The following is a 21,792-nucleotide window of genomic DNA, read 5'->3' as shown; positions in this document are numbered from 1 at the left end:
CCAGCGTAGGTCCGCGTCATCCGGGGCGCGATCAGGCAATAAAACAACACGAACGATCGTGCTAATATCTCTTTCATCCTGCCAGTGCCATCCGGCGGACTGGCCATCTGAGGAGATCCGGAGAACCGGGCGTGCATCCAATGGCTTCACTCCTGAGCACCACCCTCAACATCGGCGCCCGGCTCGCCCCGGGCCTGACCGGAGCCCGCGCCTTCGCGCTGTTCGTCCGGCCCCTCGGCCGCGCCCGGCTCCGCCCCGACGAGGCGGAGCTGATGGGGAGGGCCGAGACCGCCGGCCTGCTCGTGCGCGGCATACCCGTCACCACGTACCGCTGGGTAGGCGGTGACGGCGGCGGTGGCGGTGGCGGTAACGGCGGTAACGGCGGAGGCGGCGGAGGCGGGGGAGGTGATCGGCCCGTCCTGGTCGTCCACGGCTGGTCCTCGCGCGCCTCGCGGTTCGCCGGCATCATCGAGGCCCTCCGCGCCCAGGGCCGTACGGTGATCGCCTTCGACACCCCCGGCCACGGCGAATCCGGCGGCCGCGCCTCCACGATCCTCGACTACCGGGCCATCATCCGCCGGCTGCACGCGGAACACGGGGACTTCTCGGCGGTCGTGGCCCACTCCTTCGGCGTGCTCGCCACCTTCTTCATGCTGCGCGACGGCGTACGGGCCGACCGCGTCGTCGCCATCGGAGGCGTCGGCGACTTCGACTACCTCCTGGACCGGTTCTGTGCCGGGCTGCGCCTGAACGAGGAGGTCCGGGCGGTGCTACGCGGCCATGTGGAGCGTCGGCTCTTCCCCGGCGAGCCCGACATCTGGCAGCGCCTGGACGCCGGCCGGCGCCAGGCGGACCTGGCGGCTCCGATCCTCCTCGTCCACGACGCGGACGACGACGTGGCCGCCCCCGCGCAGTCCCGCACGATCGCCGCCGCCTACGGTTCCCAGGCCCGGCTGATCGAGACCAGCGGCCTGGGCCACCGGCGCATCCTCGCCCACCCGGAAGTCATCGCGGCGGCCGCCGAGTTCGCGACGTCCCCGGCGGTGTCCCGATGACGCGCACCGGCCTGCGGGTCCCGGCCACCGATCCCGCCCGCACCGGTCCGACGGCGGAGCCCGACCCCCGGCGGATCCTCCTCCTCGCCTGCGCCGTCACCTTCCTCGCCTTTCTCGACGCCACCGTCGTCAACGTGGCCTTTCCCGATCTGCGGCGTGCCTTCCCGGAGGCGTCCCTCGCCCGGCTGACCTGGGTGGTCAGCGGCTACGCCGTGCTGTTCGCCGCGCTGCTGGCAGCCGCCGGACGGCTCGCCGACACCCTGGGCCGACGCTCCCTCTTCCTCGGCTCCGCCCTCGCTTTCACCCTCACCTCGCTCGCCGCGAGCGCGGCCCCCACCGCCGGACTGCTCATCCTCGCCCGAGCCCTCCAGGGGGCGGCCGCGGCCGGGATGATCCCGGCCGCGCTGGGCCTCGTACTGGCGCACACCCCGCCCGAGCGGCGGGCCGCCGCGCTCGGTGCCTGGGGGGCTGCGGGCGGGCTCGCCGCAGCCGTCGGTCCCAGTCTGGGCGGGTTGCTCGTCGAGGCCTGGGACTGGCGCGCGATCTTCCTCGTCAACGTGCCGCTCGGCCTGGCGGTCTGCCGGGCCGCCGCGCGCGCCGTGCCCCGCGAGGGCCGGTTCGTACGCCAACTCCCGGATCCCGTCGGTACGTTCGCCCTCGCGCTCGGCATCGGGGGTGTGGTGACCGGCCTCTCCCAGGGCGAGGAGTGGGGCTGGTCCGACCCCGCGGTACTCGGACTCGTCGTCGGCGGAGCCCTGTTCGCGGCGCTGGCGCTGTACCGTTCGCGCCGTCATCCGGCCCCGGCCGTCGACCGCGACCTGTGGCGCGACCCGGTCTTCGCCCGGGCCACTGCGGGCTCGCTGCTCTTCGGCGCGGCGATGTACGCGTGGCTGCTGACCGGTCCCTCCTACCTCACGGCCCGGTGGAACTACTCGGTCCTGGAAGCCGGTTTCGGCGTCACACCGGGCGCCGTGCTCGCCATGGCCGGCGCCCTGGTCGTCGGGCGCCGGGTACCGGCCCGCTTGCAGTGGGCGGCCGTCGCCGTCGGCTCCCTGCTGTTCGCCGCCAATGCCCTGCTGCTGTGGGGCTGGGCCGGCGCGTCGACCTCGTACGCCCAGGTCTTCCTTCCGGCCGGCCTGCTGGGCGGCCTCGGTATCGGGGTGACGCTGACCGCGCTCTCCACGGCGGCCTCGGCCACCCTGCCCGCGCAGCGGTTCGCGGCCGGCACGGGGCTGTTGATGACGGCCCGCCAATTGGGCGGCGCTCTGGGCATCGCGGCCACGGCGGCCCTGCTGACCGGGGCCGGGGGCGGGGCAGGGGCCGGGGGCCACTGGCGCGGGGTCTTCCTGCTGGCGGCTCTCTTGGCGCTGGGAGCGGCGGCCGTGGGCTGCTCGATGCGCGTGCGGAGAGGGGTCAGGAAGGAGAGCTGAAGACGGGCGGGCGGTCCGGGAGCTCCTCCGGAGCGGCCGCCACCGCCCGCAGCCGGTCGAGGATGCCCCGGCCGGCTCGTTCGTACGCCGCCGGGTCCTCGTGCAGGACGGAATGCGCGTTGGCCAGCTCCATCAGGGCGATCACCTCGAAGGCGAGCTGCGGCACGTCCGCCGGGTCGGTCCCGTCGCGGAAACCGCCGGCCAGGCGGGCCTCTTCCAGGACCCGCTCGATGTAACGCGTCCAGTCGGAGCGCGCCTTGGCGATCTCGTCGCGTACGGGGCCGGGGCGCGCGTCGAACTCCGCGGAAACGCCGTAGAAGAAGCATCCGCCGGGGAAGACGCGGCGCCCGGAGTAGTCGAGCCACAGCTCGCACACCCGCCACGCCTTGGCGAGGCCGGCGGGGTCCTCCCGCATGGGCCGGACGACCTCGTCGACGAAAACGTCCACGGCGGCGCGGACGGTGGCGAGCTGGAGGTCCTCCTTGGAACCGAAGAGGGCGAACACGCCGCTCTTGCTCAAGCCGAGGTCTGCGGCGATCTTTCCCAGGGACAAGCCGTCCAGGCCGTCCACGGAGGCGATGCCCATCGTCCGGTCGAGAACGGTCCGTCGCGTCTGGTTGCCGCGTTCCACGCGTCCGTCTGCCATCTCCCCATCTTACCGAACGCACGGTCGTTCACTCTGTAGGGCGGCGCCGGGCCACTGTCAGTGGCGGGTGCCATGCTCGAAGAGGAGAGGACAGGACGGACGGGACGGACAGGACAGTGGAAGGGGTGCGGACCATGCTCAGCACGGACTACAAGGACGGCTCCCCGAACTGGGTGGACCTCGGCACGCCGGACATCGGCGCCGCCGCCGACTTCTATGAGGGACTGTTCGGCTGGGATTTCCAGGCGGGCGGCGAGGAGGTCGGCGGATACGGGATGTTCCACCTCGGCGACAAGACGGTCGCGGGCGGCATGGCAGTCCCGGCGGACCAGGGCCCGTGTGCCTGGCAGCTGTACTTCCAGACCTCCGACGTGGACGCGACGGCGGCGGCCGTGGCCAAGACGGGCGGCACGGTGACGTTCGAGCCGATGGACGTCATGGACTTCGGCCGGATGGCGATGTTCGCCGACCCGGCGGGTGTGGGCTTCGGAGTGTGGCAGCCGAGGCAGAACAGGGGCCTGGGCGCGGTGACGGAGGTGGGCTCCCTGTGCTGGACGGAGCTCTACACGGGCGATGTGGCCGCGGCGGCCGAGTTCTACCGCGCGGTACTCGGCTGGGAGATCGGCGAGATGCCGTTCGAGGGCGGTACGTACACGATGGCCAAGCCGGCCGGCACGACGGAACAGGCCTCCTTCGGTGGTCTGGTCCCGATCTCGTCGGACCCGGTGGAAGACGCGGAACGGCCCTATTGGACGCCCTACTTCGAGGTCGCCGACTGCGATGCGACGGCGGCGAAGGCGGAGGAGTCGGGCGGCAAGGTCCGCCTCACCCCGGTGTCCATGGAGGGAGTCGGCCGCTTCGCCAAGCTGGCGGATCCCTTCGGGGCGCGATTCGCGGTCATAGCCAGCGTGCCGCCAACGGGGTCATGACAGGGTGTTGATCGCGCGTTGATCGGACGTCCATCGGCGGCGGTCAGTATCACCGGCATGTCGATGAACACCACCACAACTGCCTCTGCCACTGCCCCTGCTTGGTACGACCTCGCCCTGTGCGCCCAGACGGGCCCGGGCTTCTTCTTCCCCGAGCCCGGCTCGTCGCTGCGCGACGCGAAGCGGCTGTGCGGGGCGTGCGAGGGCCGGGCGGCGTGCCTGGAGTACGCCCTGGCCAATGACGAACGCTTCGGTGTCTGGGGCGGCCTCTCCGAGTCCGAACGCCTCGCCCTGCGCCCGCTCCGCCGCTGATCAGGTCCGCGTGCCCTTGCCGCTGCGCCGCACCAGCCCCACCCGCAGCGCGAGCTCGAACCCCTCCCCGCCGGCCTCCTCCCGGCGCGGCGTGTGGGGTACGACCCGCACGGGGTAATGCCCCCCGACGGGAGATACGACCCCACCGAACCGGGGGTCCCCTGCGAACCAGATCCGGTCGGGGCGGTTGTTCTCCAGCTCAGCCACGGGGAACGGGATGGTGCGGAACGTGGCCGCGTCGTCGTCCCCGAAAGTGATGGCGAGGGTGGCTGGGCTTCCCGTTGCCCTCGGCGGCAACCAGCACGGCAGCTCTCGCCATGGGTAGGCGTGAAGGATTGCCCGCACACGGCGGCGTCGGCAGTACGCAATGGCCACCCAGGGTAGGAGGGGTGCCACGAGCATGGTGATGAGGGCGAAGCCGGTCCGAGCATGAGGGATGACGTCGATGCAGGCGAATGCGATCAGGGGAGGGCCGCCGAGGCTGAGCACCCATCCGGCGCGGCGGATGGCCAGACGCCTGTAGCCGAGTGGCGTTGGCGGGTGGTCCCAGGCGACCTTGGTGAGCGCGCTCATTGGAGCAACTCCAGAATGCGTGAGGTCCCGGCGGTCGCTGGCGCACTGGAGGCAGGGTCGGAAAAGCTGATGGTGTGTGCGACCGCTTCGAGGATGTCTGTGTATGCGTTGGCGTGCTGGGTGGATGCGCTGGTCAAATCGAGGACGAGCAGGTGAAGGCCGTCCGGATCGACGGTCGCAACTCTGGCCTGAAATAGGCGTTGCTCGACATCGGGCACGGAAATGTTGCCGGCGACCAGGCAACACGGGAGAGCTGAAGCCAGACCAATGAACCTCCGGACGGAGCTGGTCCACAGTGAGCAACGTGCGATGGCCAGTGCTGCACGCGCCACGGTGAGCCTAGGGTTGGCCTGCTCAGCACGCTTCGTGGTCAGAGAGAACAGCGACGTGGTGACGCTGCCTGGCTCCTCAGGGTGCAGGCCGACAGAGGTGTGCACGATGTCATGCCCTGAGAGCTGCTCAAGTCCATCCACGAGCTGGCTCAGTTCTCGTTGGGCATCTGGACTGCTCAGGGCCTCGGCGAACGAGTTCAGTGGCTCCCTGTCGTCCGGGCGGATGTCGTAGAAGCCCGGAGGCAGGCGAAACCAGACGGGCGGGATACTGCTCTGACGATTCACGGCGCCAGCACCGACCAGACGCGGCTCGACTTCTTGATGGCGGAGGGCGCGTCGTCCAGCACCCCTCGGGCACCGTCCATCGCTGTCGAGCTGTGTTCCAGGGTGTCGTTCTCAGGGGCGTAGTCGACTCCGGCGGTCACGGCGCCTGCCCCTGCCACGGCCACGCCTACCCGATCCCTGGTGACTTGTGTCGATGATCGCAGTGCCCATCCCGTGAGGGGGCTCTCCACCTGCCTCAGGTCTTCGGCGGTAGTCCATGCCGATTGCCTGAACGCGGTGGCTCCCGGGGCGAGCCCCGCCAATGCGCTGCCCTCAGGGGCGGCAGCCATCGCTGCGCGGGCGGCCGCGGTGCCGGCCTTGGCCCCGGATGCGACCGCCGCCAGGCCTGGCACCGTGCCGGCGGCATCGCCGACCAGCGTCACGCTGCTCTTCCAGAAGTCCGCGTCGAACTCGCCTTTCGTGAAGCCGTCCGTCAGGGACTTGCGGAATTTCGGGTCCGCGGTGTGCGTCGCAAGGGCCGCCAGGGACAGCCCGCTCCCGACGAGCATGATCGCGAGCCCGACCGGCGGGCAGGCGAGAGCCACCAAGGCTCCGACGAAACCCAAGATGGCCGACGCGTTCGACAAGGCGTCGCCCGGGTCGTCGACGATCTTGTGCCAGACCGAGGACAGGAGGCTCGGTTCCTTCGGGGCCAGGCGGGCGGACGCCGTGTTCAGCGTGCCGGCCACCCGGCGGGCCTCCGCCGCGTGCTCGGCGGCGAGCTCATGGGCCAGGCGGCGGGCGTCGGCCAGGGCTTCGGGGGTCTTGGCCGCGGCGGCCCGGGACTCGTAACCGGCCGCCAGCGCGCGATGGGCCACCAGCGTCTCGTGCCACCCGGAGAGCCGCCGCGCGGCCTCCGCGAGGGACGTGTGGGCCGAAGCCAGGTAGCGGGGGAGTTCCTGCGAGAGGGAGGCGCGGAAGGCGGTGGCCGCCTCGCCCTGCCAGTCCGAGCTGTGCGAGACCAGCGCCTTCATGACGCGCGAGGCCTCGCCGAGGGAGGTCGCCGAGGCGGAGAGTTTCCGGGTCAGGGCCAGGACCGCAGCCGGATTCCCGGGGGCGGGGTCGAAGCCCAGCGAAGCGTGCTCACTCATGCGTGGCCGCCGCCCGGCGGAAGGCCACGCGGATGGCCTCGTCCAGCTCCGCGAATTCCGCGGCGCTGCGGTCCACGCCTTCCCGTACGGTCTTGACGCGCTTGGTCAGCTCCCGCGTGCCGAAGGCCCATCTCTTCTGGAAGCCGTCACACGCCGCGTCCAGGTCGGCCGTGCCCAGCTCGTCGGCCCGTACGTGGTCCAGCGCGCGCCGGGCGTCCCGCAGGGCGACCAGCGAGGAGTCCAGAGCACGGGTCAAACGGGTCAGCTGGTCGTAATCCACCCGGAGCGAGGTCATGACGCGAAACCCTGGCAGAGCACGGCTCTGCCAGGGCAATCGGCGTCACTCGCGCGAGCGAGCGGGAATCGGTCAGCCCTTGCGGGCCGCGATGCGCGCCGCGCGGGCGGCCAGGCGCTCGTCGAACTTGCGGGCCTCGCCGTCCAGGCCGTTCATGAAGAGACCGAGCTCCTCCTGAGCCTTCTGGCCGTCGGGGCCCAGGCCGTCGATTTCCATGATCTTCAGGAAGCGGATCACCGGGCTCAGTACGTCGTCGTGGTGGATCCGCAGGTTGTAGACCCCGCCGATCGCCATCTGCGCGGCCATCCGCTCGAAGCCGGGCATGCCGTGTCCGGGCATCCGGAAGTTGACCACGACGTCCCGCACGGCCTGCATGGTCAGGTCCGGGGCCAGCTCGAAGGCCGCGCCCAGCAGGTTCCGGTAGAAGACCATGTGCAGGTTCTCGTCCTGCGCGATGCGCGCCAGCATCCGGTCGCAGACCGGGTCACCGGACTGGTGGCCGGTGTTGCGGTGCGAGATGCGGGTGGCGAGCTCCTGGAAGGCGACGTACGCCACCGAGTGGAGCATGGAGTGGCGGTTGTCGGACTCGAAACCCTCCGACATGTGCTGCATCCGGAACGCTTCCAGCTTGTCCGGGTCCACGGCGCGCGAGGCCAGCAGGTAGTCGCGCATCACGATGCCGTGGCGGCCCTCCTCGGCCGTCCAGCGGTGCACCCAGGTGCCCCAGGCGCCGTTGCGGCCGAAGAGCGAGGCGATCTCGTGGTGGTAGCTGGGGAGGTTGTCCTCGGTCAGCAGGTTCACGACCAGCGCGATCTTGCCGATCTCGGTGACCTTGGACTGCTTCGGGTCCCAGGCCTCGCCGTCCTCGAAGAAGCCCGGGAAGTTCCGGCCGTCACTCCACGGGACGTACTCGTGGGGCATCCAGTCCTTGGTGACCTTCAGATGGCGGTTGAGTTCCTTCTCGACCACCTCTTCCAGCGCGAACAGCAGCTTGGCGTCCGTCCACGCCTCCGAGCTGCCGAGGTGGGGAGAGGTGATCGTCACGGGGTACTCCTGGGTGCAAAGCGAATTACCTACGGTTCCGTAGCCTACGGAGTCGTAGGTTAAGCGCGACATTAAGACGCAGCCAAGCCCCAGGCATGCCTATGTCCGGTTACATCCAGTTATCTATGCAGTTTGAGAGGGCCTGAGCGGGAACCGACGAGCCAAAGTCATGCCGACAGGTGGTCCGCGGCTCCCGCCTTGACGGCTGACATCAGCGCGCGGGGGCGTCGATCGAGTCAGCACCGCAGCCGATGGGCCCGCACGCCGTGCTGGCCATGCAGGCCGTACGAGCCGTGCAAGGCCACGCAAAAAGCCGCGCAAGCATGCAAGCCACGCGTGCCGTCAGTGCCACAGCGTCTCCCTGACCTCCTCGGCCGTGGTCGACCGCAGCTCCCCGTCCAGCAGCAGCCACCGCGTGATGCCGATCGACTCCAGGAACGGCACGTCGTGGCTGGCCACCACGAGCGCTCCCTCGTACGACTCCAGCGCGTCCGTCAGCTGCCGCACGCTCGCCAGGTCCAGGTTGTTCGTCGGTTCGTCCAGCATGAGCAGCTGCGGAGCGGGCTCCGCCAGCAGCAGCGCCGCCAGCGCCGCGCGGAAACGCTCCCCGCCGGACAGGGTGCCGGCCGGCCTGTCCGCGCGGCCGCCGCGGAACAGGAAGTGCGCCAGCCGCGCCCGGATCAGGTTGTTCGTGGCCTGCGGGGCGAACCGCGCCACGTTCTCCACCACCGAACGGTTCTCGTCGAGCACGTCCAGCCGCTGCGGCAGGAGCGCGTGGTCACATGGGTGACCGCCGTGCCGGACTCCGGCGCGAGGAGCCCCGCGACCGTGCGGAGCAGCGTGGTCTTGCCCGAGCCGTTGCGGCCCACCAGCGCGATCCGCTCCGGACCGCGCAGCTCCCACTCGCCCGGTACGGCCGCCCCGTGGGCCAGCCGCAGATCGCTCAGGGTCAGGACGCGGCGGCCCGGCGGGACCTGGGTGGCGGGCAGATTGATCCGGATCGCGTCGTCGTCGCGTACCGCCTCCACCGCGTGGTCCAGCCGCTCCTTCGCCTGTGCCAGCTTCTCGGCGTGCATGATGCGGTGCTTGCCCGCCGATTCCTGCGCGGCCCGTTTCCGGGCGTTCATCACGATCTTCGGCTCGCGCTTGGTGTCGTACATCTTCTGGCCGTACCGCTTGCGCCGCGCCAATTTGGCCTGGGCGTCGGACAGTTCGCGCTTCTGTCGCTGTACGTCGGCCTCCGCGACCCGGACCATCCGCTCGGCCGCCTCCTGTTCGGTGGCGAGCATCTCCTCGTAGTCCGTGAAGTTGCCGCCGTACCAGCGGACTTCGCCGTCGCGCAGGTCGGCGATCTGGTCGACCCGCTCCAGCAGCTCCCGGTCGTGGCTGACCAGGACCATCACACCGGTCCACGACTCGACCGCCGCGTACAGGCGGCCCCGGGCGCGCAGGTCCAGGTTGTTGGTGGGTTCGTCCAGCAGCAGTACGTCGGGGCGGGCGAGCAGCAGGGCGGCCAGCCGCAGCAGTACGCACTCACCGCCCGAGAGTTCGCCGACGGTCCGGTCCAGGCCGATCTCGGCGAGACCGAGCTGGTCGAGCGTGGCCAGGGCCCGCTCCTCGACGTCCCAGTCGTCGCCGACGGCGGCGAAGTTCGCCTCCGTGGCCTCGCCCGCCTCGATGGCGTGCAGGGCGACCCGGGCGTTCCGGATGCAGAGGGCCTCGTCCACGCGCAGCGCGGTGTCGAGGGTGATGTTCTGCGGGAGGTAGCCGATGCTGCCGGCGACGGACAACTGGCCTTCGGTGGGGGTCAGTTCACCTGCGATGAGCTTCAGCAGGGTGGACTTCCCGCAGCCGTTGAGTCCGATCAGGCCGGTTCGGCCGGGGCCGACGACGAGTTGGAACCCGTCGAAGACGGGCGTGCCGTCGGGCCAGTCGAAGGAGAGGGCGGAGCAGGTGAGATAGGCAGGGGCGTGACTCATAGAGGCCTCCAGGTTGCGTGAGTGGTGCGTGCAACGCGGGGAGACAGCCGACGGTCAGATGGGCTGGTGTGTCGGTGTCTCGAACCTCAGAAGAGCAATGTCCTGCTCCGTTTCGACGGCGATGTGGGGGCACCTCCCAGCGGTGGCCGGGGGAGCGTCTACGAAGTTACGGGCGGCCGGAGCCGTCCGCAAACGAATTAGGGGATCGGTCCCTCAGCGGGTGTCGCGCATCAGCTCGGCCAGGCTGTGGTCCATGTCGAGGTAGAGGTGCTCCAGACCGGGCGGGACCACGGTCGAGGCCCGCTCCAGGAACCGGTGCAGTTCGGCCGTCACCATCAGCACGATCGCCACGCCCTCGGGCGCGTGGAACTCGATCGTGGTCCGTTCGGCGTCGTACGGCCGCACGCGCACGTCACCGCAGCCCGACGGACGGTCCAGCCCCGAATCCAGCAGCTCGCGCGCGAAGGTCCAGGAGACCTCGACGCCCTCCAGGGTGGCCGGGGCGGGGAAGGCCATGCGCACGGCGAACGGATCCGCCCGGTCGTAGCAGAGGGTGACGGGCACGGTCTCGACCTTCGGCGCGGTGGCGACCAGACGGGCCTGTACGGCCTGCTCGATGACAGTGATCAAGGCTCACTCCCTTGCGGCGGATCTGCTGCCGGGCGTGGGGTGGAACCCGGCAACCCGATAGACGCCGGAATCGGCAAATCCGTGCATGGAAGGTGACGTGAGCTGTGTCACCGATTGGCCGGAACCTGCCTGTGTGATCGCACAGAGTGACGTCGGGAAGGCGTGGCGGCAAGAAGACCAGTCCGAGCGGCAGGTTCCGGAGAGGTCGCAGAAGGGCTGGTTACCGCTCACTCCACAGGCGCAAAGCACGGCCCGGGTCTCCCTGTGCACGGTCCCGAAGGGCAGCGCCTGATCACCTCGGCGACCTGCTCCGGGCCGGCGAGGGCGTGGGCCAATCCAGGAACGCGACGGCCGCGACGCACTCTGGACGGCGAATCGGACGTGCGTTAGCTTCCGGCGCCATGAGACTTCTGGGAGTTGGCATGTGCGCGGCGGTTTTTGCGGTGGGGCTGCTGGCGGCGCCCGCTCAGGCGTCCGCGGCCGGAGAGCCGGCGGACGCGGAACTGCACGGCGCGGGCTGGGCGTTGAAGGACACCGGGAAGGACGTCCGCTTCCGGGGACTGTCGGCGGTCAGCCGGACCACCGCCTGGGTGGCCGGTTCCAAGGGGACCGTGCTGCGCACGGTGGACGGCGGCCGGACCTGGGCCGACGTATAGCCGCCCGGCGCGGCCACGGAGGGACTGGAACTGCGTGACATCGAAGCCTTCGACGCGCGGCGCGCGGTCGCCCTCTCCATCGGGGAGGGCGAGGCGTCCAGAGTGCTGCGCACCGAGGACGGCGGCGCCACCTGGACCGAGACCTTCCGCAACTCCGACCCGGGCGCCTTCTACGACTGCCTCACCTTCTTCGACTCCCGGCACGGGCTGGCGATGAGCGACCCGGTGGACGGGCGCTTCCGCATCCTGTCGACGGACGACGGCGGGCGGAGCTGGCGGGTGCTGCCCGGCGAGGGCATGCCGACGGCGCTGCCGGGCGAGGCGGGCTTCGCGGCGAGCGGCCAGTGCCTGGTCAGCGCCGGTCCGCGCGACGTCTGGCTGGCCACGGGCGGCGGGTCGAGCGCGCGGGTGCTGCACTCCGCGGACCGCGGCCTGACCTGGCGGGCCGCCGAGTCCACGGTCCCGGCCGGCGACCCGGCGCGGGGCGTCTTCGCCCTCGCCTTCCGGGACCGTACGAGGGGCCTCGCGGTGGGTGGCGACTACCGCTCCGGGCAGCCCTCTCCCCAGGCCGCGGCCGTCTCCTCCGACGGGGGCCGTACCTGGCGCCAGGCCGCGGCCCCGCCGCCGGCCTACCGCTCCGGCGCGGCCTGGTACCCGTACAGCGGTGGCACGGTGCTGGCGGTGGGTCCGACGGGCACGGACGTGACGGTGGACGGGGGCCGCACGTGGCGGCCGCTGGACGCGGGTTCGTTCGACACGGTCGACTGCGCCGCGGACACCGGCTGCTGGGCGGCGGGGGAGAAGGGGCGGGTGGCCCGGCTGGAACGCCGCTGATCAGGAGTCGCGGTGAACCGGTCCATGCCCGGGTAGCGGCCGGGGACGAAGCCCGCCGCCCGGTAGACCGGTTCGCCGTCCGCGCTGGCGTGCAGCTGGACGTAGCCGATGCCGATGCTCTCCGGCCGGCCGACCAGTCCGTCGACGACCGTCCGCCCGTGGCCACGTCCCCGGGCGGGCTCGTCGGTGACGATGCCGTCGAGGTAACCGTGCCGGCCGTCGGTACACCGGGGGCTCGGCAGGTGGTAGGTCACCCAAGCCATCCCGGTGCGCCGCCGCCCGCGCGGGACCCACCGACGCACGGGCGGTGGGCGGTGGCTTCCGGGCCTCGGCCTTACGCGGCCGGGTTCTCCCGGACCGTCGCGAGGTCCGCCGACGTCTTCGTCGCGATGAACTCCGTGATGCGGTAGGCGCAGACGCCCGCCACCGTGAAGGGGTCCTCGGACGCGATCTTCTCGATCTCCGCACGGGAGACCCCGCCGGCCAGGATCACGCCCCCGTCGCGCGGGACCTTGCGGCCCGACGCGAGGAAGACGCCCGAGGCGTAGTAGCCGTCCAGCCAGGCGATGTGAGCGTCCATCTCGTCTTCGACGGCTTCGATGGGCGCGATGTAGGTGAGCTCCATGACGAACATGATCGCCAGGCTACTCTCGCTCCATCATGACGAGTACGAAGACCCCCGCCGACGAGGCCGAGGCCCGGGCGATACAGGACGAACTACGCCATCAGGTCGTGCTCACCGAGCCCGGCCCGCCGCCCGGCCGCGGGCTGGTCACGGGAGTGGACGTCGCCTACGACGACGAACGCGACCTCGTCGCGGCCGCGGCCGTGGTGCTCGACGCCGCCACCCTGGAGGTCGTCGAGGAGGCCACCGCCGTCGGGCACGTCAGCTTCCCCTACGTGCCCGGGCTGCTCGCCTTCCGCGAGCTGCCGACCGTACTGGCCGCCCTGGACTCCCTGACCGCCGCGCCCGGCCTCGTCGTCTGCGACGGCTACGGGCTCGCCCACCCCCGTGGCTTCGGCCTCGCCTGCCACCTCGGCGTGGTCACCGGGCTCCCGGCCATCGGGGTCGCCAAGAACCCGTTCACCTTCACGTACGAGGAACCGGGCGACAGGCGCGGTGACTTCGCCCCGCTGGCCGCCGCCGACGGCGCCGAGGTGGGCCGGGCGCTGCGGACACAGGACGGGATCAAGCCGGTCTACGTCTCCGTCGGGCACCGCGTCTCGCTGGACAACGCCTGCGCCCACGTCCTCGCTCTCAGTCCCCGTTTCCGGATCCCGGAGACCACCCGGCACGCCGACTCCCTGTGCCGCCGCGCCCTGCGCGAGGCGACGGGGTGACCGACCGGTGTGTCAGCGGGCGTCCGCCACCCGGAAGGTGATCCCGGCCTTCTGCAGGCGGGTGATCAGAGCGTCGCCCATCGCCACGGCCGTCGTCAGCTGTCCGGCGGTCTTCGGCAGGGCGTCGTGGGCCAGGCAGAGCGCCGACTCCGCCAGCATCTTCGCCGTCTCCCCGTACCCCGGGTCGCCGCCCGACACCTCGGTGAGCACCCGCCGGCCCCCGCCCTCACCCACGAACCGCACCGTGAACCAGCTGCGCGCCCTCCGCTGCGCGTCCGGTCCCCGGCCGGGCTCCCAGCGGTTCATCAGCCACCGCCGGACGGGCGGGACCTGGGCCAGGGCCACCGTCGCGCCCACCGCCGCCGTTCCGCCCACCGCGAGGGGGAGGTGCTTGACCGACGCGTAGTGCCGGTAGCGGAAGTCCGGGCCGTACCGCTCCAGGGCGGCGGCCGAGCGGGCCACGATCGTCGGGTCCAGCGTGGGCAGCGGCAGCGCCCAGGTGCCGGTCTCCCGGCTGAACCGCGGCGGTCCGACCGGCCCCCGCGCCCGCCGCCCCAGCAGCCGGGGCTCGTGCAGCCGGCGGGCGTGCGCGGCCGCCAGGGTCTGCGGACCACGGCTCACCGCGGTCAGGGCGGAGGCCAGGGTCCCGCCCGAGAACAGCGCGTTGGACCGCATGAACCCGTCGACCCGCAGCGGTACGCCCTCGGGCAGTTGACCGACCGTGAAGTACGCCCCGAGGTCGGCCGGGATCGAGTCGAAGCCGCAGGCGTGCACGAGCCGCGCCCCGGACTCCCGGGCCCGCGCGTCGTGCTCGACGTACATCCGGTCCACGAACTCCGGCTCCCCGGTGAGGTCGACGTAGTCCGTGCCCGCCTCGGCGCAGGCAGCGACCAGCTCCGCGCCGTACCAGACGTACGGGCCCACGGTGGTGGCCAGCACCCGGGTGGACGCGGCCAGTTCGCGTACGGCGCCGGTGTCCGAGGCGTCCGCCCGTACCAGGGGCAGCGCCGCGCAGGCCGGATCGATCGCGGCGAGCCGCTCGCGCAGCCGTTCCAGCTTCGCGAGGTCGCGGCCCGCGAGGGCCCACCGGCAGCCGGCGGGCGCGTGCGCGGCGAGGTACTCGGCGGTCAGCGCCCCCACGAACCCGGTCGCGCCGAAGAGCACGACGTCGTAGGTCCGTTCCGGACGGTCCTGCCGAACCTGTGCGTTCATGAAACCGCTCCTCCCAGCTGGTGTCGGTGGCCGAGGCTAGCGCGGCCCCGGACCGGCCGCGCACCCAGGTGCCCCTGCCCGGCGGGGAACGGTCGGCGCCCCGGGAGCGGGACCGCTGGGGTCCGCTCCCGGGGCGCCGTGCCGAACGGGTCCTGCCGGTGCGGCGGGGCGTCAGTTCTTGGCGTAGAAGCCGAAGGTGTCGACAAGCAGGTCCGTGGACTGGTAGCTCATGTTCCAGAAGTCGATCACGTTGTTGACGCCGGAGCTCGCCTGGACCAGGTTCGGGACGGTCTTGCCCGGGGTCCAGTTGAGGTTGGAGGAGTTCGGCGGGGTCGGCCAGCTGTCCCAGCCGCCCTCGTAGGCGCTCCACGAGTTCGGGTCGGGGGAGACCGTGAGGAAGCCGGTGCCGGCCGTGTTGGTGACGGTGGCGTTGGTGATGAGCGCCGTGACGTTCGGGTCGCCGCCGGCGACCCGGCCGTAGATGTAGCCGCGGCCTTCGAGCGGGCCGTCCCACTCGCGGGTGTCGAACCAGCGCTCGGGGAAGGAGCGCACGAGGGCGCTCTCGCTCTCGGGGCTGTAGTAGCCGACGACGTCGACGACCACATGGGCACCGGCCCAGGCGCCGTTGCGGACGCTGATCTTGCCGTCGGGGCCGACCGGGACGATGACCGAGTTGGCTATGGTCTGCCCCGCCGAGAAGTTCAGGTTCGACGAGTTCGGGGCCGAGCCGCCGGAGGGAAACACGGTCAGGTGACCGGCGGTGTTCGGCTCGGTGACGGTCACGTTGAGCGCGACGGCCTTCGCACTGGCCGGGACCCCCGCGCGGCCGGTGACCTGGGTGGTGAAGGTGCCGAGAGCCGGGACCTGGCCCTTGCCCGTGCCGAGGCCCTCGCGGGTGTCGACGATACGGCTCGGGGTGAGCGAGCTGTAGCCGCTGGCCGCGCTCTTGGAGAAGTAGCCGGTGACGTCGGCGATGATGTCGATCGCGCCGTCGCCGTGGTTGTAGATGTCCACGTAGCCGTTCTCGATGACCGACGCGATCACCATGTTCGGGACGGTCTGCCCCGGAACGTAGTTCACGTTCGAGGTGGTCGGTACGTCGCCGCCCTCGGCGTACACGCGGACGTGTCCGGCCTTGGTGGTGTTGGTGACGGTGACGTTCAGGGCCACGGCGGTCACGCCGACCGGGATCTGCGCGGCGCCGGCGACCTTGACGCGAGCGGTGCCGAACGCGGGCACCTTGGCCTTGGCCGCGCCGATGCCCTCGCGGGTGTCCAGCAGGCGGGTCGGGGCGTGCGGGGTGAACTCGTTGCCCGCGGTGCGGACGACGATCTCGTTGGTGCCCACGAGGGTGGTGCCCTCGATCAGGCTGACCTTGACGGTGTAGACACCCGCCTTGGCGTAGGTGTGGTCCAGGGTCTGGACGGTCGGGTAGGCCGGCGTCGACGACTTGCTGCCGTCGCCCCACTCGATGACCGAGCTGATCGAGGCGTTCGGATCGGTGGTGAACGTCATGGTCAGCTGGACCGCGTGGGCGCTGGTGGTCTTGGCCTGAAGACCGACCGTCGGCTCGGCGGAGGCCGCGCCCTCGACCTGCGGAGCGGCCTGCTTGCCGCCCTTGGCGGCCGGGTGGACCGTCTTGGAAGCCGGGCTGGAGGAGGTCTCGGATCCGTAGGCCTTCGCCTTGGCCTCGGTCAGATCGAGATCGGGAACGGCCACCCCCGAACCGCCGGTCCCCTTGCCGCCGTCCTGGCCCGCCGCGCTGGCGATGCCCGGAACGAGACCGACACCGGCCGCGACGACGGCGGCGGTGGAAAGCATGAGTCGGCGATTGCGCACCGGCCCCCCCATTTTGTGTTGACGCTTGAACAGGTTCGAAAGCTCGCTCAGAGTACACAGACGCCGGGCCGTTGATCAGGGGATATTGCCGCCCGATCACGGCACTTTCCCGGCGCGCGCGGCGCTCCGCCCGCCTGGTGCGGTCTTGCCCCGATTGTTCCGCCGGGCTCCGCTAGCGTGAGGTCACGACCGACGGGAGGCGCTGATGAAGTCCGGAGTGCGCAAGTGGGAGGCGGTGCGGGAGTTCGCCCTCGGGCTTCCGGAGTCCGTGGAGGACCATCCGTGGGGTCCCGAGGACTGCGTGATGAAGGTCAACAAGAAGATCTTCGTCTTCCTGGGGAACGCCGACGGGCCGCAGCAGCCCGGCCTGTCCGTCAAGCTCAAGGACGAGGCGCTGCACGGGCACGCGATGGCCGCGCCCGGTGCGGAGCCGACCGGATACGGCCTGGGCCGGTCCGGCTGGGTGTCCGTCCCGCTGGGGGAGAAGGGGGCGCCCTCCGTGCAGGTGCTGTGCGAGTGGGTGGAGGAGAGCTACCGCACCGTGGCCCTCAAGCGGCACGTCAAGGAGCTCGACGCGCGGATCCAGGCAAATGGCTAAGCGCTTGCTCTTGTGCTGAGTGGAACGCGTTCCTAGCATCGCTGGTGTTACATCAGTCGTGTCACACCGTGCGCTTACAGATGCTGGGGGCTCGATGGCAGTGACAGGGAACGGCCCGCTCGCAGGGGTGCGCGTCGTCGAACTGGCGGGCATCGGCCCCGGCCCGTTCGCCGCCATGCTCCTCGCCGACCTGGGGGCGGACGTCGTACGCGTGGACCGGCCCGGCGGTGGCGGACTCGCGGTCAACCCGGTCTACGACCTCACCAACCGCAACAAGCGATCCGTCCTGCTCGACCTCAAGTCCTCCGACGGCCCCGCCCTCGTCCTGGACCTCGTCGAGCGGGCCGACATCCTCATCGAGGGCTTCCGCCCGGGCGTGGCCGAGCGGCTCGGCGTCGGCCCGGCCGACTGCCACGCCCGCAACCCGAAGCTGGTCTACGGCCGGATGACCGGCTGGGGCCAGGAGGGCCCCCTCGCCCACACCGCCGGGCACGACATCGCGTACATCGCGGTCACCGGGGCGCTCGGCATGATCGGCAACCCGGGCGAGCCCCCGGCCGTACCCGCCAACCTGGTCGGCGACTACGCGGGCGGCTCGCTCTACCTCGTGATCGGCGTCCTCGCCGCGCTCCAGCACGCCCGTAACCCCGGCGGCGCGGGCCAGGTCGTCGACGCCGCCATCGTGGACGGCACCGCCCACCTCACCGCCATGATCCACGGCATGATGGCGGCCGGCGGCTGGCAGGACCGGCGCGGCGCCAACCTCCTCGACGGCGGCTGCCCCTTCTACGGCACCTACGAGACCTCCGACAGCCAGTACATGGCGGTGGGGGCCCTGGAGCAGCAGTTCTACGACACGTTCACCGAGCTCCTCGGCATCAAGGAGCAGGCCCCGGCCCGCAAGGACCTCGCCCGCTGGAGCGAGCTGCGCGAGGCCGTCGCCGCACGCTTCAAGTCCCGGACGCGCGAGGAGTGGACGGCGGTCTTCGACGGCACCGACGCCTGCGTGGCGCCCGTGCTCTCGCTGCGCGAGGCCCCGCACCACCCGCACCTCGCGGCCCGCTCCACCTTCACCGACTTCGGCGGGATCACCCAGCCCGCTCCAGCGCCACGCTTCTCGGCGACCCCGGCCGCCGTCACCGGCGGCCCCGCCCAGCCGGGGGCGGACACTGGATCCGTGGCCCGTGACTGGGACGTACCGGGCCTGACCGGGAAGTCCGCCGGAGAGGACGCCTGATGGAACTGTCGATGATGCTCGACTACGCGGGCGATCCGCGCCGGGCCGCCGACGAGGCGGCGGCGCTGGAGCCGGCAGGGCTCGACGCCGTGTGGGTCGCCGAGGCGTGGGGCTTCGACTCCCCGACGATCATGGGCTACCTCGCCGCCCGCACCGAGCGGATGAAGATCGGCTCGGCGATCCTCAACGTCTACTCGCGCACGCCCGGCCTCATCGCCCAGACGGCCGCGGGCCTGGACGCGGTCTCGGACGGCCGGGCACTGCTCGGTCTCGGGGCCTCCGGCCCGCAGGTCGTGGAGGGCTGGCACGGGAAGCCGTACGACAAGCCGCTCGGCCGGACACGCGAGACGGTCGAGCTGTGCCGCCGCATCTGGCGCCGCGAGACGATCGACCACCACGGCATCACCGACATGCCCCTGCCACCCGAGAAGGGCGGCAGGCACGGCAAGCCGCTGAAGATCCTCACCCGGCCGGTGCGCGACGCCGTCCCCGTCTACATCGCCTCGCTCGGCCCGGCCAACGTGCGCCTGACCGCCGAGATCGCCGACGGCTGGCTGCCGACCCTCTTCATCCCGGAGAAGGCCCACGCGGTGTGGGGGAGCGCCCTCGCCGAGGGCGCGGCGAAGCGCGCACCCGGGCTCGGGCCGCTGCAGACCGTCGCGGGCGGGCTGCTCGCCATCGGAGAGGACGCGGCCGCCGTACGGGACCTCGCGCGCCCGCAGATCGCCCTGTACGTGGGCGGCATGGGCGCGGTCGGCAAGAACTTCTACAACGACCTCGCCGTGGCCTACGGCTACGAGGAGGAGGCCCGCACGATCCAGGAGCTGTACCTCTCCGGGCGCAAGCGCGACGCCGCGGCCGCCGTCCCGGACGAGTTCTGCGAGCTGATGACGCTGTGCGGGCCCGAGTCGTACGTACGCGAGCGTGTCGAGGCCTTCCGCGAGGCGGGCGTCACGATGCTCAACGTCACCCCCGTCGGCCCCGAGCCGGCCCGGCTGATCGAAACCGTCAAGAACTGGCTTTAAGGAGCCCCCGATGCAACGCCGGATCTTCGACGCCGACCACGAGGCGTTCCGCGAGACCGTCCGCACCTTCCTCACCAAGGAGGTGCTGCCGCACTACGAACAGTGGGAGAAGGACGGCATCGTCAGCCGCGAGGCCTGGCGGGCCGCCGGCCGGCAGGGGCTGCTGGGCCTGGCCGTCCCGGAGGAGTACGGGGGCGGCGGGAACACCGACTTCCGGTACGCGGCCGTGATCGCCGAGGAGTTCACCCGGGCCGGCGCCCCCGGCCTCGCGATCGGCCTGCACAACGACATCATCGGGCCCTACCTCACCTCGCTGGCCACCGAGGAGCAGAAGCGCCGCTGGCTGCCGGGATTCTGTTCCGGCGAGACCATCACCGCCATCGCGATGACCGAGCCGGGCGCGGGCTCCGACCTCCAGGGGATCCGCACCAGCGCCGAGGACCGCGGCGACCACTGGGTGCTCAACGGTTCCAAGACCTTCATCTCCAACGGCATCCTCGCCGACCTGGTCATCGTGGTCGCCAAGACCACCCCGGAGGGCGGTGCCCGCGGCCTGTCGCTGCTGGTCGTCGAGCGCGGCGCGGAGGGCTTCGAGCGCGGCCGCAACCTCGACAAGATCGGGCAGAAGGCACAGGACACCGCCGAGCTGTTCTTCCACGACGTCCGCGTCCCCAAGGAGAACCTGCTCGGCGAGCTGAACGGCGCATTCGTCCACCTGATGACCAACCTCGCGCAGGAGCGGATGGGCATAGCGATGGCCGGCATCGCCGCCGCCGAGTACCTGCTGGAGATCACCACCCAGTACGTCAAGGAGCGCGAGGCCTTCGGCCGGCCGCTGTCCAAGCTCCAGCACATCCGGTTCGAGATCGCGGAGATGGCCACGGAGTGCGCGGTCACCCGTACGTTCCTCGACCGCTGCATCACCGACCACGCGAACGGCGAACTGGACCACGTACACGCCTCGATGGCCAAATGGTGGGCCACCGAACTGCAGAAGCGCGTCGCCGACCGCTGCCTGCAACTCCACGGCGGATACGGATACATGACCGAATACCGGGTCGCGCGGGCCTTCACCGACGGCCGCATCCAGACCATCTACGGCGGTACGACCGAGATCATGAAAGAGATCATCGGCCGCTCCCTCCTCGGCTAACGCTCAGACCTCCTCGAAAGGCTTGACCAGTGAGCACCGAAGCTTACGTATACGACGCGATCCGCACCCCGCGCGGCCGCGGCAAGGCCAACGGCGCCCTGCACGGCACCAAGCCGATCGACCTGGTCGTCGGCCTCATCCGCGCCCTGCGCGAGCGCAACCCGGGGCTGGACCCCGCCACCATCGACGACATCGTGCTCGGTGTCGTCGGCCCCGTCGGCGACCAGGGCTCCGACATCGCCCGGATCGCGGCCATCGCGGCAGGGCTCCCGGACACCGTCGCCGGCGTGCAGGAGAACCGCTTCTGCGCCTCCGGCCTGGAAGCCGTCAACATGGCCGCCGCCAAGGTCCGCTCCGGCTGGGAGGACCTGGTCCTCGCGGGCGGCGTGGAGTCCATGTCCCGCGTCCCGATGGCCTCCGACGGCGGCGCCTGGTTCGCCGACCCGATGACCAACTGGGACACCGGCTTCGTCCCGCAGGGCATCGGCGCCGACCTGATCGCCACCATCGAGGGATTCTCCCGGCGCGATGTGGACGAGTACGCCGCCCTCTCCCAGGAGCGGGCCGCCGCCGCCGTGAAGGAGGGGCACTTCGCGAAGTCCGTCGTCCCGGTCACCGACCGCAACGGACTGGTCGTCCTGGACCAGGAGGAGTTCATCCGCCCGGGGACCACCGCCGACACCCTGGCCAAGCTGAAGCCCTCCTTCGCGGACATCGGCGAGCTCGGCGGCTTCGACGCCGTCGCGCTGCAGAAGTACCACTGGGTCGAGAAGATCGACCACGTCCACCACGCGGGCAACTCCTCCGGCATCGTCGACGGAGCCTCGCTCGTCGCCATCGGCTCGCGCGAAGCCGGCGAGCGCAGCGGCCTGCGGCCGCGCGCCCGGATCGTCTCGGCGGCCGTCTCCGGCTCCGAGCCCACCATCATGCTCACCGGCCCCGCCCCGGCCACCCGCAAGGCCCTCGCCAAGGCCGGCCTGACCATCGACGACATCGACCTGATCGAGATGAACGAGGCCTTCGCCGGCGTCGTGCTCCGTTTCGTCAAGGACATGGGCGTCTCGCTCGACAAGGTCAACGTCAACGGCGGCGCCATCGCGCTCGGCCACCCGCTCGGCGCCACCGGCGCGATGCTGCTCGGCACCGTCGTCGACGAACTGGAGCGCCAGGACAAGCGCTACGGGCTCGTCACCCTCTGCGTCGGCGGCGGCATGGGCGTCGCCACCATCGTCGAACGCATCTGATCCGTCCTGATCC

Annotated in this window: 20 protein-coding genes and 3 pseudogenes; 11 read left to right on the top strand and 12 right to left on the bottom strand. The window is 71.3% G+C overall.

Annotated elements, in window-relative coordinates:
- The first annotated feature begins 140 nt into the window (after positions 1-140).
- The gene (locus tag AB0D48_RS06015; protein ID WP_362391259.1) at positions 141-1,055 is read left to right on the top strand and encodes an alpha/beta hydrolase; all 915 of its coding nucleotides are present in this window, start codon (positions 141-143) and stop codon (positions 1,053-1,055) included.
- Positions 1,052-2,485 (top strand): DHA2 family efflux MFS transporter permease subunit, encoded by a 1,434-nt coding sequence (locus tag AB0D48_RS06010; RefSeq protein ID WP_362391257.1) that lies wholly within the window; start codon positions 1,052-1,054, stop codon positions 2,483-2,485. The genes AB0D48_RS06015 and AB0D48_RS06010 overlap by 4 nt, the downstream gene beginning before the upstream one ends.
- Here the strand turns inward: AB0D48_RS06010 and AB0D48_RS06005 are convergent.
- Positions 2,469-3,131, bottom strand: a complete 663-nt coding sequence (locus AB0D48_RS06005) for a TetR/AcrR family transcriptional regulator (protein ID WP_362391255.1) — start codon at positions 3,129-3,131, stop codon at positions 2,469-2,471. The two genes, AB0D48_RS06010 and AB0D48_RS06005, sit on opposite strands and share 17 nt — an antisense overlap.
- Positions 3,132-3,265: 134 nt before the next feature.
- On the opposite strand from AB0D48_RS06005, the gene AB0D48_RS06000 reads away from it, so the two are divergent.
- Complete coding sequence (locus AB0D48_RS06000) at positions 3,266-4,060, top strand: VOC family protein (protein ID WP_362391253.1); 795 nt, start codon at positions 3,266-3,268, stop codon at positions 4,058-4,060.
- Between the two features lie 57 nt (positions 4,061-4,117).
- On the top strand, positions 4,118-4,372 hold the full coding sequence (locus AB0D48_RS05995; RefSeq protein WP_362391251.1) for a WhiB family transcriptional regulator: 255 nt from the start codon (positions 4,118-4,120) through the stop codon (positions 4,370-4,372).
- On the opposite strand, the gene AB0D48_RS05990 is transcribed toward AB0D48_RS05995, so the two are convergent.
- The 7 genes and pseudogenes from AB0D48_RS05990 to AB0D48_RS05960 form a co-directional block, all read right to left on the bottom strand.
- Positions 4,373-4,579, bottom strand: coding sequence for a hypothetical protein (locus AB0D48_RS05990; RefSeq protein WP_362391249.1), 207 nt, complete (start codon positions 4,577-4,579; stop codon positions 4,373-4,375).
- Between the two features lie 362 nt (positions 4,580-4,941).
- Positions 4,942-5,562: a hypothetical protein gene (locus tag AB0D48_RS05985; protein ID WP_362391247.1), complete on the bottom strand. Its 621-nt coding sequence runs from the start codon at positions 5,560-5,562 to the stop codon at positions 4,942-4,944.
- Positions 5,559-6,692: a hypothetical protein gene (locus AB0D48_RS05980; protein WP_362391245.1), complete on the bottom strand. Its 1,134-nt coding sequence runs from the start codon at positions 6,690-6,692 to the stop codon at positions 5,559-5,561. The genes AB0D48_RS05985 and AB0D48_RS05980 overlap by 4 nt, the downstream gene beginning before the upstream one ends.
- Positions 6,685-6,987, bottom strand: coding sequence for a hypothetical protein (locus AB0D48_RS05975; RefSeq protein WP_362391243.1), 303 nt, complete (start codon positions 6,985-6,987; stop codon positions 6,685-6,687). Before AB0D48_RS05975 ends, AB0D48_RS05980 begins: the two co-directional genes overlap by 8 nt.
- Before the next feature lie 72 nt (positions 6,988-7,059).
- Positions 7,060-8,031, bottom strand: a complete 972-nt coding sequence (locus AB0D48_RS05970; RefSeq protein ID WP_362391241.1) for an acyl-ACP desaturase — start codon at positions 8,029-8,031, stop codon at positions 7,060-7,062.
- A gap of 342 nt (positions 8,032-8,373) precedes the next feature.
- Positions 8,374-10,010, bottom strand: a pseudogene (locus tag AB0D48_RS05965) (ABC-F family ATP-binding cassette domain-containing protein).
- 213 nt (positions 10,011-10,223) lie between these two features.
- Complete coding sequence (locus AB0D48_RS05960; RefSeq protein WP_362391239.1) at positions 10,224-10,640, bottom strand: SsgA family sporulation/cell division regulator; 417 nt, start codon at positions 10,638-10,640, stop codon at positions 10,224-10,226.
- 422 nt (positions 10,641-11,062) lie between these two features.
- On the opposite strand from AB0D48_RS05960, the pseudogene AB0D48_RS05955 reads away from it, so the two are divergent.
- Positions 11,063-12,130, top strand: a pseudogene (locus AB0D48_RS05955) (oxidoreductase).
- 74 nt (positions 12,131-12,204) lie between these two features.
- Here AB0D48_RS05955 and AB0D48_RS05950 read toward each other — a convergent pair.
- Both AB0D48_RS05950 and AB0D48_RS05945 read right to left on the bottom strand, forming a co-directional pair.
- A pseudogene (locus AB0D48_RS05950) lies at positions 12,205-12,393 on the bottom strand (GNAT family N-acetyltransferase); the annotation flags it as partial.
- Positions 12,394-12,464: 71 nt separating this feature from the next.
- Entirely contained in the window at positions 12,465-12,764 is a 300-nt protein-coding gene (locus AB0D48_RS05945; RefSeq protein ID WP_362391237.1) for a YciI family protein, read from the bottom strand.
- 26 nt (positions 12,765-12,790) lie between these two features.
- Between AB0D48_RS05945 and AB0D48_RS05940 the strand changes: the two genes are divergently transcribed.
- On the top strand, positions 12,791-13,471 hold the full coding sequence (locus AB0D48_RS05940) for an endonuclease V (RefSeq protein ID WP_362391235.1): 681 nt from the start codon (positions 12,791-12,793) through the stop codon (positions 13,469-13,471).
- Between the two features lie 12 nt (positions 13,472-13,483).
- Here AB0D48_RS05940 and AB0D48_RS05935 read toward each other — a convergent pair whose 3' ends face one another.
- Positions 13,484-14,683, bottom strand: coding sequence for a saccharopine dehydrogenase NADP-binding domain-containing protein (locus tag AB0D48_RS05935; protein WP_362391233.1), 1,200 nt, complete (start codon positions 14,681-14,683; stop codon positions 13,484-13,486).
- A gap of 171 nt (positions 14,684-14,854) precedes the next feature.
- Positions 14,855-16,504 carry a PKD domain-containing protein gene (locus AB0D48_RS05930; protein WP_362391231.1) on the bottom strand — a complete coding sequence of 550 codons (1,650 nt, stop codon included), beginning with the start codon at positions 16,502-16,504 and terminating at the stop codon, positions 14,855-14,857.
- A gap of 223 nt (positions 16,505-16,727) precedes the next feature.
- On the opposite strand from AB0D48_RS05930, the gene AB0D48_RS05925 reads away from it, so the two are divergent.
- The 5 genes from AB0D48_RS05925 (at position 16,728) to AB0D48_RS05905 (ending at position 21,779) form a co-directional block, all read left to right on the top strand.
- Positions 16,728-17,120 carry an MmcQ/YjbR family DNA-binding protein gene (locus AB0D48_RS05925; protein ID WP_362391229.1) on the top strand — a complete coding sequence of 131 codons (393 nt, stop codon included), beginning with the start codon at positions 16,728-16,730 and terminating at the stop codon, positions 17,118-17,120.
- Positions 17,121-17,214: 94 nt separating this feature from the next.
- Positions 17,215-18,357, top strand: coding sequence for a CaiB/BaiF CoA-transferase family protein (locus AB0D48_RS05920; protein WP_362391227.1), 1,143 nt, complete (start codon positions 17,215-17,217; stop codon positions 18,355-18,357).
- Entirely contained in the window at positions 18,357-19,382 is a 1,026-nt protein-coding gene (locus AB0D48_RS05915; protein ID WP_362391225.1) for an LLM class F420-dependent oxidoreductase, read from the top strand. The genes AB0D48_RS05920 and AB0D48_RS05915 overlap by 1 nt, the downstream gene beginning before the upstream one ends.
- A gap of 10 nt (positions 19,383-19,392) precedes the next feature.
- A complete protein-coding gene (locus AB0D48_RS05910; protein WP_362391223.1) occupies positions 19,393-20,535 on the top strand; it encodes an acyl-CoA dehydrogenase family protein in 1,143 nt (380 codons plus the stop codon).
- Between the two features lie 29 nt (positions 20,536-20,564).
- The gene (locus tag AB0D48_RS05905) at positions 20,565-21,779 is read left to right on the top strand and encodes an acetyl-CoA C-acetyltransferase (protein WP_362391221.1); all 1,215 of its coding nucleotides are present in this window, start codon (positions 20,565-20,567) and stop codon (positions 21,777-21,779) included.
- Positions 21,780-21,792 lie beyond the last annotated feature (13 nt).

The sequence above is a fragment of the Streptomyces sp. NPDC048269 genome, from assembly GCF_040652395.1.
Classification (GTDB): Bacteria; Actinomycetota; Actinomycetes; order Streptomycetales; family Streptomycetaceae; genus Streptomyces.
Note: the sequence above shows the minus strand (reverse complement) of the source record. Positions and strands in the feature narration are given on the sequence as shown.

Excerpts from the sequence above, each read along its gene's own strand:
- AB0D48_RS06015 (WP_362391259.1), top strand. The coding sequence starts at position 141 with ATGGCTTCACTCCTGAGCACCACCCTCAACATCGGCGCCCGGCTCGCC.
- AB0D48_RS06010 (WP_362391257.1), top strand. The coding sequence starts at position 1,052 with ATGACGCGCACCGGCCTGCGGGTCCCGGCCACCGATCCCGCCCGCACC.
- AB0D48_RS06005 (WP_362391255.1), bottom strand. The coding sequence starts at position 3,131 with ATGGCAGACGGACGCGTGGAACGCGGCAACCAGACGCGACGGACCGTT.
- AB0D48_RS06000 (WP_362391253.1), top strand. The coding sequence starts at position 3,266 with ATGCTCAGCACGGACTACAAGGACGGCTCCCCGAACTGGGTGGACCTC.
- AB0D48_RS05995 (WP_362391251.1), top strand. The coding sequence starts at position 4,118 with ATGTCGATGAACACCACCACAACTGCCTCTGCCACTGCCCCTGCTTGG.
- AB0D48_RS05980 (WP_362391245.1), bottom strand. The coding sequence starts at position 6,692 with ATGAGTGAGCACGCTTCGCTGGGCTTCGACCCCGCCCCCGGGAATCCG.
- AB0D48_RS05975 (WP_362391243.1), bottom strand. The coding sequence starts at position 6,987 with ATGACCTCGCTCCGGGTGGATTACGACCAGCTGACCCGTTTGACCCGT.
- AB0D48_RS05945 (WP_362391237.1), bottom strand. The coding sequence starts at position 12,764 with ATGTTCGTCATGGAGCTCACCTACATCGCGCCCATCGAAGCCGTCGAA.
- AB0D48_RS05940 (WP_362391235.1), top strand. The coding sequence starts at position 12,791 with ATGACGAGTACGAAGACCCCCGCCGACGAGGCCGAGGCCCGGGCGATA.
- AB0D48_RS05935 (WP_362391233.1), bottom strand. The coding sequence starts at position 14,683 with ATGAACGCACAGGTTCGGCAGGACCGTCCGGAACGGACCTACGACGTC.
- AB0D48_RS05930 (WP_362391231.1), bottom strand. The coding sequence starts at position 16,504 with ATGCTTTCCACCGCCGCCGTCGTCGCGGCCGGTGTCGGTCTCGTTCCG.
- AB0D48_RS05925 (WP_362391229.1), top strand. The coding sequence starts at position 16,728 with ATGAAGTCCGGAGTGCGCAAGTGGGAGGCGGTGCGGGAGTTCGCCCTC.
- AB0D48_RS05920 (WP_362391227.1), top strand. The coding sequence starts at position 17,215 with ATGGCAGTGACAGGGAACGGCCCGCTCGCAGGGGTGCGCGTCGTCGAA.
- AB0D48_RS05915 (WP_362391225.1), top strand. The coding sequence starts at position 18,357 with ATGGAACTGTCGATGATGCTCGACTACGCGGGCGATCCGCGCCGGGCC.
- AB0D48_RS05910 (WP_362391223.1), top strand. The coding sequence starts at position 19,393 with ATGCAACGCCGGATCTTCGACGCCGACCACGAGGCGTTCCGCGAGACC.